This is a genomic window from Romboutsia lituseburensis DSM 797 (genome assembly GCF_900103615.1).
Classification (GTDB): Bacteria; Bacillota; Clostridia; order Peptostreptococcales; family Peptostreptococcaceae; genus Romboutsia_F; species Romboutsia_F lituseburensis.
The window spans coordinates 37,272-49,018 of sequence record NZ_FNGW01000004.1 but is presented as its reverse complement, the minus strand read 5'-3'; the positions used below and the strand labels follow the sequence as shown (position 1 = coordinate 49,018).

Sequence of the window (11,747 nt, the reverse complement as noted above, 5' to 3'; positions counted from 1 at the left end):
GAATTAATAAAATAATTCAACCTAATATATCTACTTTATATCATATTATTTTCTATTACTTCATTTATTAACTCATCATTTACTATATATGGAAGAGTTATATGATCTTTTCCTTCACACATTTTGTTATATTCTATAACAGTAGTTATAGAGTTTTCATTTCTAGCCCATGCACGTCTAGCAACACCACTCATAACATCCCAAGGCATAGATGTTCTTAATATATCATCTACCCTTTGAGAACCATCAAGAACCATACCAAATCCACCATTTATAGATTTACCTATACCTACACCTCCACCATTATGAAGTGCTACTAAGCTCATTCCTCTTGCACAGTTTCCTGCAAAACAGTGTGTAGCCATATCTGCCATTATATTACTTCCATCTTTTATATTAGAAGTTTCTCTAAAAGGAGAGTCCGTTCCTGATACATCATGATGGTCTCTTCCTAACATTACTGGTCCTATTTCACCTTTTCTTACCATTTCATTAAACTTAAGAGCTATATTAGTTCTTCCCATAGCATCTTGGTAAAGTATTCTAGCTTGAGTACCTACTACTAGTGCATTTTTCTTAGCATCTCTTATCCAAGCCCAATTATCTCTATCTTGATATCTTCTATTAGGATCTATAATATCCATTGCTGCTTTATCTGTTTTCTCTAAATCTTCTTCTTTGCCTGATAAACAAACCCATCTAAATGGTCCATATCCATAATCAAATAATTGAGGTCCTAAAATATCTTCAACATATGATGGGAATATAAATCCATCTTTTTCATCAACTTTATTTTTTGATATTTCCATGCAACCTGCATCATATACAGCTTTCATAAAACTATTTCCATAGTCAAAGAAATAAACGCCTCTGTTGTGTAATTCTTTAATTAATTCAAAGTGTTTTATAAGAGTTTTGTCTACTAGCTTTACAAACTCATCTTTATCTTCAGCTAGTAATCTTGTTCTTTCTTCAAAAGTTACCCCTTGTGGACAATATCCTCCATCATATACAGCATGGCAAGATGTTTGGTCTGAAAGTAGATCTATATGTATATTATTTTCAACTGCATATTCTAATAAATCTACTATGTTACCATGATATGCAATTGCACATGCTTTTTTATTTTCCATATTTTCTTTAGCTATTTCAAATGCCTCTTTGCTCGTTTTAGCAACTTTGCTAACCCATCCTTGAGTGAATCTAGTTTCTATTCTAGAATAATCAACTTCAGCAATTATACCTACTCCTCCAGCTATTTCCACTGCTTTTCCTTGTGCTCCACTCATTCCTCCTAAGCCTGAAGTTACAAATAACTTCCCTGCTAAATCTGAATGTTGGTCTATTCCAAGCATTAACCTTCCTGCATTTAAAAGTGTTGAATATGTTCCATGAACAATTCCTTGAGGACCAATATACATCCATCCTCCAGCTGTCATTTGACCATAATTAGAAACACCTATTGCAGCTGCTCTTTTCCATTCTTCTTGATTATCAAATAATCCTACCATAAGGCCATTAGTTAATATTACTCTTGGTGCATCTGGCTTAGATTTAAATAACCCAACAGGATGTCCTGATTGTAATACTAAAGTTTGGTCTTGTGTTAAAACTTTTAAATATTCTTTTACTACTAAATATTGCATCCAGTTTTGAAATACTTGCCCTGTTTCTCCATAAGTTACTAACTCATATGGATATAATGCTATATCAAAATCAAGGTTATTATCTATCATAACTTGAAATGCTTTTCCCTCGATGCATTTTCCTTCATATTCATCTATAGATTTACCTTTTAAATTTCCTTCTGGTCTAAATCTATATCCATAAATTCTTCCCATAGTCATTAATTCATTTAAAAATTCAGGTGCCAACTCTTCATGATATTGCTCCGGTATATATCTTAAGGCATTTCTTAGAGCTAATTTAATATCATTTTGAGATAATTTTGCTTCTCTTTTAGGAGCTCTTCTTATTCCTTCTATAAAACTTGGTATTTCATTTGGTATATTATTTATTTTTATGCTCATTGCATCTTCTATTTCTCTATTTAAATTATTTAGTACCTTTTCCATTTCTATTTCCTCCTACGCTATATTATATTGTGCTTTCTGCTAAAGCTTCTTCATCTACCAATAAATTGCTACCTAAAGCCTTTTCAACTGCAGTAACTAATAAATTTTGTTTTATTATATCTTCAGATATATTTATATCTTTGTACATTACTCTATCTTTATCAACAAAAGGAGTATGTTCCCTCACAACTTTATAAGCAGCTTCAGTTCCTACTCCTAAAGCTTTTTTCCCTCTTAAATCTATTGCTTGTACTGCTCCTAAAATTTCCATTGATAAAACTTTACGAGCATTTTCCATTATTTCTCTTGCCTTTCTTGCTGCTATAGTACCCATCGATACATGATCTTCCTGATTTGCTGATGATGGTATTGAATCTACACTTGCTGGATGTGCTAAAACTTTATTTTCTGATACTAATGATGCTGCGCTATACTGAACTATCATAAATCCTGAGTTTAAGCCACCTTTATTTACTAAAAATGCTGGCAGTCCATGACTTAATGCTGGGTTAACTAGTTTTTCTAATCTTCTTTCTGATATATTTGCTATTTCTGATAAAGCAATTCCTAAAAAGTCAAAACTTAATGCCATTGGTTGTCCATGGAAATTACCTCCAGATATTACTTGCTCTACGTCTGGGAATATTATTGGATTATCTGTTACTGAGTTTATTTCTATATTTATTTTATTTTTTACATATTCTATAGCATCTTTACTAGCTCCATGAATTTGTGGAGAACATCTTAAAGAATATGCATCTTGCACCCTCATATCCCCTTGCTTAGTTACCATTTCACTATCTCTTAATATATCTAATATATTTTTAGCTGTATTTATTTGGCCTTTATGCGGTCTAACACTATGAACCTTTTCATCCATAGCACATGTTATTCCATTTAAAGCTTCCATAGTAAGACCTAATGCTATATCTGCAGTTTTCAATAAATTTATTGAATCATATACTGTTAACAAACCAACTGCAGTCATAACCTGTGTTCCATTTATAAGTGCTAAACCTTCTTTTGAAGATAAATATTCTAGCACATTTATACCAGCTTTTTGCATTGCTTCTTTAGAACTTAATCTTTCACCATCATAGACTGCTTCTCCCTCTCCTATCATCGTTAAGACCATATGTGATAGTGGTGCTAAATCTCCTGATGCTCCTAGAGATCCTTTTTCAGGTATAATAGGATGTACTCCTTTATTTATCATTTCAACTAATGTTTGTAATGTCTCTATTCTAATCCCTGAATGTCCTTTTGAAAGAGCATTTACTCTAAGTAACATTATAGCCCTTACTATATCTTCATCTAGTGGTTCCCCTACTCCACAAGCATGGCTTATAATTAAATTTCTCTGCAATTGCTTAGCATCATCTTTTGATATTGCTATATCAGAAAATTTTCCAAAACCTGTAGTAATTCCATAAGATATTTTTTCACTATCCACTAAATTATCCACTAGATCTCTAGCTACCTTAACTTTACTTAAAGCTTGATCTGTTAATTCAACTTGATATCCATTTCTAGATACATTAACTACCTCTTCTATAGTTAAACTATTCCCATCAATTAATACTTTTTTCATAACTTATCCCCCTTACTATTATCTATTTAATTGTATAAAACAAATAAATCTAACCATGATATATTGCAACTTCACCTACTATATTTCTATTATCTACACCCATAATCCTTCTCGTACTGTATTAAATTTTTAATATTATTTTTAATATATGTTTAATGACTTCTAACGAGTTAAATACTTAATATAAAATAAAAAAAGTAGCATATTATCTATATAGATAATATGCTACTTATGTATTAAAAATTATATTATTTTTTACTTATAACACTTTCTCTTTCTACTATTCTATATGGTAGCTCTATTTTTTTACTCTCTAATGGTTCTTTATTTATCATCTTTATTACCATTCTCATAGCTACGGCTCCCATATCGTATAATGGTTGATATACAGTAGTTAATTTAGGTCTATACATTTTAGCTATTTTTACATCATTGAAACCTGCAACAGATATATCTTCAGGTACTTTATATCCTGCATCACATATAGCATTTATAGCTCCTATAGCAGCCTCATCTCCAGTTACAAATGCTGCATCTGGTATTATACCTTCATCTAATAATTCTTTCATACTTTCATATCCAGCTTCGTAAGTAGTATCTCCGTACTTTATAAGATCTTTATCTAAAGTTATGTTACTTTCTGTTAAAGCTTCTTCATATCCAGATAATCTTTCCATTTCAAGTACAGTATCATCTTTACTAGTCATTACAAATGCTATTTTTTCATGACCTTTATCAACTAAATATTTAGTCATATCATGAGTAGCTTCTTTATTACTAGTACTTACAGTATGAATATCATAATCTCTAGCAGTTTTACTTATATATGTAGCTGGTATTCCGCAGTTTTGTATGTAATTTATATGATCTTCTTCTACTTTCCAACATATCATTACTATACCTTCTACCTGTTTTGCTCTTAAAAGGTTGATACTTTTTAATTCTTGTTCTTTATCTGAGTAAGTGTTTGCTAAAAGTATATCATAATCATACATTTTAGCTATTTCTTCTACTCCATTTAATATTTCATTTACAAATGAATCCGATACTTCAGGAACTATTACACCTATTAATTGGCTTTTCTTAGTAACTAAACTTCTAGCTAATGGATTTGGAATATATCCTGTTTCCTTTATAACATCTAAAACTTTTTGCTTTACTTCGTCCGTCACTGGTTTTGAATCATTTATAACTCTTGACACCGTAGATATAGATACTCCTGCACGTTTGGCTACATCTTTGATAGTTATATTGCTCTTCATGTCAAAGCCCTCCTCATATTGATTTTAGTTAATTTATTTTAATTTATCGTCTCTATTATTAAACTATAATTTTATCATACATTTGAGATTATATAAATAGATTATTCAATATTATGTAAATGTTTCTTATTTTAAGTATGTATTTTATTTATTATTTTTATTCAATTAATAAATATATTCTTAGATTTAATATGTAAGATTTTTTATCAAAATAAAAAGCATCGGTTATATAACCGATGCTTTTAACTAATGAATCGCTTTATTAGCAACCGCATCCTCCATCATCAAGTAATCCGCCACAAGAGCAAGTTATTAATAATAGTATTAAGAAAGGTATCCATGCCATTATATCTATATCACACCAACTGTCTCCAAATGCTAAGAATAAGAAGAACAATACTATTATCCACCAAGCTCCTCCACCAAAGCATCCACCTTCTCCGAAAAATCTACTTAACATAATTAAGTCCTCCCTTTAAATAAAAGATATTAATTGATATGCTAGCTGTATAATATCAATTAGCTAGCATTACTAATACTAACTTTTTACATAGTATATACTATGAGCTTTTTTAAATTTTGTTACTCAAAACATGCTCCACAACTGCAAAGTATTAATAATACTATTAAGAAAGGTATCCATGCCATTATATCTATGTCTACCCAACTTTCTCCAAATGCTAGGAATAAGAAGAATAATATTATTATCCACCAAGCTCCTCCACCAAAACATCCACATTCACCAAATAATCTGTCTAACATATTGCTACCTCCTGTTGATATTTAATTTATTGAGCTTTCGCTCTTAACATATAATATGCATCAGGCTCAAATTGTGATAGTAATTTTATATTAATTTTTTTATAGTTATAATAAATTCTGCTATATATAAGTATTTTCAGTTATTCAACTATCTAAAAAATATTTAATACAAAAAAACAAAAAGGGTGTAAATTACACCCTTTTTGCTTAATAGTTTTTAATTAATTAACACCCGCAGTCAAAGTTGTTATCTAAGCATCCACAATCCCCATCATCAAATCCATTACATGAACACACTATTAATAATAATATTAAGAATGGAATCCAATCTGTTATGCATATTTCACTCCAACATTCTTGGAAAGCTAGGAATAGGAAGAATAGTACTATTATCCACCATCCACCTCCACCAAAACAATCAAACATTCTAGTTAATTTGCTACTCACACAAATCCCCTCCTAAAATATAAATATGCTATTGTGCACGAACTAAGCTGTCATATAGGACCTTTGCCCTCTCCTTAATATAGTATGTAGTTTTTCAAAAAGTGTTATTGTTTTTTTTTATTTTTTTATTTTTAATTTTATATTTTATAAAAAGGGGCTAATTGGAGCCCCTTTTTATTTTTTAACAACAGCATCCATCAAAATCAAAGCTAGTTAAAAGTAAAATAATCAATACTATCCATATTAATGCCATATCATCACAGAAGATCCATTCTAAAAGATCGTCACCTAATAAAAGTATTGCACCTAGTATTACAAGTATTATCATTCCACCTCCACCAAATCCACATCCAAATAAACGAGATAAAGTTTGGTTATCTGACATTTTTATGCCCCCTTTTTAGTTTATAGGTATATCCTGTTAATACCTATTTACTAAATATTATGTAATAATGTGTAAAATTGTTACATTTTATTGATTTTTAGTTAAAAAAACTTCATAAAACTTATAAAATTTCAAAAAACAAAAAAAGAAATCTAAAAGATTTCTTTAAAATGATTATATTAGCAGCAGCTATCATCAAAATTAAATAATAGAAGTATTACTAGTATAATCCATATCCATGCACTATCATTTTCTAAGAAGTTATCTAATATATCTGTACATAATACTAGAAATACTAATGCTATTATTATCAACATTCCATTACTAAAAAGGCCATTATTACCACCAAAAAAACGGGATAATGTATCTTCTAATTTTGCCATGACATTCCCCCCCTAAGCTTAAAATGCCTTTTATATTTATATATGTTTTAAACTTAATAAGTTGCTAAACAAATATTATTACTTAATTATTATCAATTTGTCTATTTCTTTATCACATAACTCATTGTATTTATTTACATCATCTAATTGTATTTTATTTATATTTTCTTCTGATATGTTATCTATTAAGCTATCAATAGATTTAAGTTTGTATTCTTTATAGTCTTTTATTAAAAAAGTTGTTTTAGTGTTATTAATTCCTTTCTTTAGTGTCAATAATCTTGATATGTATTCATCCTTATTTTCAATAACAGTATCTTCTTTTTTAACTACATCTTCTAATATAATATTACTTTCAACTACATACTCTTTTATCCTTTGCATATCTAGTGTTACTGAATTGTAGTAAAAGTTTGCTAATATTATTAAGAATGCTCCAATAGATGATACTAGTAAACCTACATATTTCATAACAATTCCTCCTATGTATAAAAACTTATATAGTAATTTATATTCATAGGAAAAAACTTTATTACTTTTTATTAATATAATGTTGAAAAATTTTCAATATTATATTAAACTACAATTAAATTTATAAAACCGTTTTAGGAGGGTGCAATAATGTTTGAAAAAATAAAATCAATCATCGCTGATCAATTAAGCATAGATGATGAAAGTAAAATAACTATGAACACATCTTTAATAGATGATCTAGAAGCAGATTCTTTAGATGCTGTTGAAGTTATAATGGCTCTTGAAGATGAATTTGGTATAGAAATACCTGATGAAGAAGCTGAGCACTTCAAGACTATAGGTGATATTTATAAATTTATAGAAGAAAATAAATAAATCTACACATAAAAACCGAGCTATATAAGCTCGGTTTTAAGTTTTTGATTAACAACAAAAATCATCATCGTCACAGCAACAGCAGTCATTGTTATTATTAAACATAAATAATAAAAATACAATTAAGATAATCCATACTAATGAATTGTTTTGCTCAAAAAAGCACTCCAAACCTCCACCATTTCCAAGCATTAACAATACTACTGCTCCTATTATTATAAACAACAACATTGGATTATCATCTATACAATCAAATCCTCTAAAAAGTCCCTTTAGTTGTTCCACACACGCCCCCCCTTAATATATGTAGCACAAATTTAAAATTCTTCTTATTTACTTATATGATTACATTTTCGTTATAGTGCCTGTCTAAGAGTAAAAAAATACAAGAGCATTATACTCTTGTATTTAAGATCTATTTTTCTTCATAAAATTTTACATTTTTAATCGTTATATCTATAGAACCATCAGGATTTTGTTTTACATTATATTTCATTGGGTCTTCAAAATCTTCTAAATTTCCTTTTAAATCAAATCCATTATCAGTCTTTATACTTCTCTTTTTTAATTTTTTCTCTACCCAAGTTTTATCTATACTAAATCCTTCATCTAGTCCTTTATCTTCCATATGTTCTTTAAAGCTTTCTTTTAAATCATCTTCTTTTATAGTATTTTCTACAAATTCTTGTATATCTATAGATTCTTTTTCTTTTAGTGTATAGTTTAATAAACTTCTTACATCTTCAGCTTGCTTAATATTATCACTTAGTGCATTAGTTATCCATGTTTCTGCCGAATTTTTAAATACTTTTGTTTTATATTTATCATCATCAATTCTCTCTGCATTTAAAAATTCTTTTATAAACTTTGATTCTAATTCTTCCTTTTCTGCATCTTTATCTAAAAGTCTTAAATGGTATTCATCATTTATTCCACTGATTCCAACTATAGCACACTGCTTTTGTCTACCAGTTTCAGGTATGCCTATTTCATTTGCAACCATTTGTATATTAAATTTGTCATCTATAAACTCAATTGAATGAGTATATAATTTTTTATAATCTAACTTTAATATGGCTACATACTTTTCATCCTTTACAGTATATAAACAAATTGCTAAGTCACCAGAGTCTATTTCAGCATTAATTTTCATTATGTCAAATAAATATGATGCAATTTCTTTAGAATTTTCTAAAAAAGTACTTTCATCATATATCATCTGCTCACAACAATTTTTTACTATATTATTATTATAATCTTTAAAGTACCCTTTTCTTAAATCATCATCTTTAGTAACTCTTTTAATTACTTTTTGAAAAAATTTATCTACTTCTGGATTTATCTTCCCTTCATAATCATTTAAAATCGGAACATCACTATTTTTATCTAGTACATGTATTATAAATTTATGTATTATCATACTCTCACCTCTAATTTAATTATTTTAATTTTTCTATTAATATTTTTATATCCTCTGGCAATTGCGCCTCAAATTTTAACTTTTCTTTAGTTCTAGGCTGATTGAATTCTAAGCTATATGCATGAAGAGCCTGTCTATTTATAAGATTTTCATCAACATATCCATACAGTTCGTCGCCTATTATTCCATGCCCTATATGATTCATATGAACACGTATTTGATGAGTTCTTCCAGTTTCAAGTTTTACTTCTAATAAAGTAGCATCATTTAGTCTTTCTAATACTTTGTAATGTGTAATTGAAGCTTGACCTCTATCATCCACTACTCTTTTTATACTATCTTCTGTTGGTCTATATATAGGTTCGTCTATAGTTCCATAGTCATCCTTTACGATACCTTTTACTACAGTTATATATTTTTTTTCAACTTTATCTTCTTTCATATCAACTGATAATGTATGATGAGCATAAGCATTTTTAGCAATAATAACAAGACCTGATGTATTCATATCCAATCTATTTACAAATCTAACTTTTACTTTTTCATTTTTCTTTATTATATAGTCATTTACTGCATTTGCTATAGTTTTGTCGCTATGACTTTTAGTTGGATGAACTACCATAAATGGCGGTTTATTCACCATTATTATATCAAAATCATCATGTAATACTTTTAAATCTAAATCTTGAGGTTCAAAACCAGCCATATCTTCTTCTATTTTTACTTCTATTAAATCACCTTTTTTTATTTTAGTGCTAGGCTTTTTAAATTCACCATTAACTGATACAGTTTGATCTCTTTTCATTTTAGATAATGATCTTACAGAGAAGTTTAACCTATCTAGTAGAATTTCCTTTAGCGTTGACTCTTCATCACTTGTATATGATATAAGATTATATGTTTGACTTTCTTTTTTAAACAAGTCTGCACCTACCTTCTTTTGCAATAATAACATTATCTATTTTACACTATTATTTAAAAATAGATAATAGTTTTTATCTCTTTATATTTTTTATAGTTTATTATTTCAAATTTGTATTAAATCTATCTATTTATTCTAAAACCTACGTTTCAATTACATATCGATATTTTATAAAATTATGCTATAATACAAAGTATAAAGGGGTGGAAAAATGAGAAGAATTATAACTATAAATTCAAACCAAGTAGTAAAGTCTCTTGAGACTAGAAAACTACTAACCAAAAAATTGCAATCTATGGGATTTGAAGTAAGATATGATTTCCATCCAGATACGGAATTAATTATATCAATAGGTGGGGATGGATCTTTCTTAAAAACTATTCACGATTTTGATTTTCCTGACGTACCTGTTGTTGGAATTAATACAGGACATCTTGGTTTTTTCCCAGATATTTCTCCCGATAATATAGATACATTTATAGATGCTTATTTAAATGGAGATTTTATTGTACAAAATATACCACTTCTTGGTGCAAGTATTTGTACAGATAAGCATTGTTTTGATATGTTTGCAATAAATGAGGTTGTTGTAAAAGGCGATAAATCTAGAACTATACATATAAATTTAAAAGTAAATGATAAACATGTAGAAAAGTTTAGTGGAGATGGAATGATTATATCTACACCTACTGGTTCTACAGCTTACAATTATGCTGCAGGGGGTAGTATAGTTGATTCAAGTTTAAGTCTTATGCAGCTTACTCCACTATATCCTATAAATACAAATGCTTATAGAAGTTTTACTTCAAGTATAATTTTTTCTAGAGATTCAGTAATAAATATCGAGCCCGAGTATAGATTTGATAATTCTATACTTATAGTTGTTGATGGTGTTGAACACCGATATAATCAAATATCTGATATTAGAATTTATACCTCTGATATCTATATTAAACTAGTTAGAATGTCTAATTATGAGTTTTGGAGTAGGGTTTCTGAAAAGTTTTTATAATATATAATACAGGAGGAATTAATATGAAAATAGGTGTGATGAGTGATACTCATGGAAGTTTATTATATTTTGAAAAAGCACTAAATATACTAGAAGAATGCGATGTTATATTACATTGTGGTGATGTTCTATATCATGGTCCTAGAAATGATATTCCCGAAGGATATAATCCTAAAGGATTAATATCTAAAATAAATGAAATAACTAATATACTTATAGCTAGAGGGAACTGTGATGCTGATGTAGATCAAATGGTTATAAATCATCCTATACAAAGTCCTTATGTTATGAGCCAATTTGGAGAAGTTAGAATCGTTATGAATCATGGATATATTGATTCTAAAGAAGATACTATAAAAAAAGCTAAAAATATGGGGGCTGATATACTTATATTAGGACATACTCATATTAAAGAATTATACTGTAATGAAAATTTAATTATTTTAAATCCAGGAAGTACTTCTATCCCGAAAGATGGAACTCATTCTGTTGCAATTATAGATATAATTCAAACTGAAGATGAGCTTGATATGAATTTAGATTTATTTGATATAAATACTGGTCAGATAATACATCTTGATGAAAATTAATTTTATATAAATTATAAAAAGAGTGTTTACTTGATAAACACTCTTTTTA

General features: G+C 28.4%; 15 protein-coding genes. 3 read left to right on the top strand and 12 right to left on the bottom strand.

Annotated elements, in window-relative coordinates:
• Positions 1 to 35: 35 nt before the first annotated feature.
• The 9 genes from BLP75_RS08560 to BLP75_RS08520 form a co-directional block, all read right to left on the bottom strand.
• Entirely contained in the window at positions 36 to 2,075 is a 2,040-nt protein-coding gene (locus tag BLP75_RS08560) for a urocanate hydratase (RefSeq protein ID WP_092725325.1), read from the bottom strand.
• Positions 2,076 to 2,097: 22 nt separating this feature from the next.
• A complete protein-coding gene (gene hutH / locus BLP75_RS08555) occupies positions 2,098 to 3,666 on the bottom strand; it encodes a histidine ammonia-lyase (protein ID WP_092725323.1) in 1,569 nt (522 codons plus the stop codon).
• A gap of 248 nt (positions 3,667 to 3,914) precedes the next feature.
• Complete coding sequence (locus BLP75_RS08550) at positions 3,915 to 4,928, bottom strand: LacI family DNA-binding transcriptional regulator (RefSeq protein ID WP_092725322.1); 1,014 nt, start codon at positions 4,926 to 4,928, stop codon at positions 3,915 to 3,917.
• 262 nt (positions 4,929 to 5,190) lie between these two features.
• Entirely contained in the window at positions 5,191 to 5,388 is a 198-nt protein-coding gene (locus tag BLP75_RS08545; protein ID WP_092725320.1) for a hypothetical protein, read from the bottom strand.
• A 122-nt stretch (positions 5,389 to 5,510) separates the two neighbouring features.
• On the bottom strand, positions 5,511 to 5,690 hold the full coding sequence (locus BLP75_RS08540; RefSeq protein ID WP_092725319.1) for a hypothetical protein: 180 nt from the start codon (positions 5,688 to 5,690) through the stop codon (positions 5,511 to 5,513).
• Positions 5,691 to 5,915: 225 nt separating this feature from the next.
• Complete coding sequence (locus tag BLP75_RS08535; protein ID WP_092725910.1) at positions 5,916 to 6,116, bottom strand: hypothetical protein; 201 nt, start codon at positions 6,114 to 6,116, stop codon at positions 5,916 to 5,918.
• 202 nt (positions 6,117 to 6,318) lie between these two features.
• A complete protein-coding gene (locus BLP75_RS08530) occupies positions 6,319 to 6,522 on the bottom strand; it encodes a hypothetical protein (protein ID WP_092725317.1) in 204 nt (67 codons plus the stop codon).
• 179 nt (positions 6,523 to 6,701) lie between these two features.
• Complete coding sequence (locus tag BLP75_RS08525) at positions 6,702 to 6,905, bottom strand: hypothetical protein (protein WP_092725316.1); 204 nt, start codon at positions 6,903 to 6,905, stop codon at positions 6,702 to 6,704.
• A 78-nt stretch (positions 6,906 to 6,983) separates the two neighbouring features.
• Positions 6,984 to 7,376, bottom strand: coding sequence for a hypothetical protein (locus BLP75_RS08520; protein WP_092725313.1), 393 nt, complete (start codon positions 7,374 to 7,376; stop codon positions 6,984 to 6,986).
• A 150-nt stretch (positions 7,377 to 7,526) separates the two neighbouring features.
• Here BLP75_RS08520 and acpP point away from each other — a divergent pair, with 150 nt between their 5' ends.
• Complete coding sequence (gene acpP, locus BLP75_RS08515) at positions 7,527 to 7,754, top strand: acyl carrier protein (protein ID WP_092725312.1); 228 nt, start codon at positions 7,527 to 7,529, stop codon at positions 7,752 to 7,754.
• Between the two features lie 48 nt (positions 7,755 to 7,802).
• Here the strand turns inward: acpP and BLP75_RS08510 are convergent, their stop codons facing one another.
• The 3 genes from BLP75_RS08510 to BLP75_RS08500 all read right to left on the bottom strand — a co-directional run bounded on the left by BLP75_RS08510 (position 7,803) and on the right by BLP75_RS08500 (position 10,096).
• Positions 7,803 to 8,039: a hypothetical protein gene (locus BLP75_RS08510; RefSeq protein ID WP_092725310.1), complete on the bottom strand. Its 237-nt coding sequence runs from the start codon at positions 8,037 to 8,039 to the stop codon at positions 7,803 to 7,805.
• Positions 8,040 to 8,169: 130 nt separating this feature from the next.
• Entirely contained in the window at positions 8,170 to 9,174 is a 1,005-nt protein-coding gene (locus BLP75_RS08505; protein ID WP_092725309.1) for a nucleoid-associated protein, read from the bottom strand.
• A 19-nt stretch (positions 9,175 to 9,193) separates the two neighbouring features.
• Positions 9,194 to 10,096, bottom strand: a complete 903-nt coding sequence (locus BLP75_RS08500) for an RluA family pseudouridine synthase (RefSeq protein WP_092725908.1) — start codon at positions 10,094 to 10,096, stop codon at positions 9,194 to 9,196.
• 211 nt (positions 10,097 to 10,307) lie between these two features.
• On the opposite strand from BLP75_RS08500, the gene BLP75_RS08495 reads away from it, so the two are divergent.
• Positions 10,308 to 11,108 carry an NAD(+)/NADH kinase gene (locus BLP75_RS08495; RefSeq protein ID WP_092725307.1) on the top strand — a complete coding sequence of 267 codons (801 nt, stop codon included), beginning with the start codon at positions 10,308 to 10,310 and terminating at the stop codon, positions 11,106 to 11,108.
• 23 nt (positions 11,109 to 11,131) lie between these two features.
• A complete protein-coding gene (gene yfcE, locus BLP75_RS08490) occupies positions 11,132 to 11,698 on the top strand; it encodes a phosphodiesterase (protein ID WP_092725306.1) in 567 nt (188 codons plus the stop codon).
• Positions 11,699 to 11,747 lie beyond the last annotated feature (49 nt).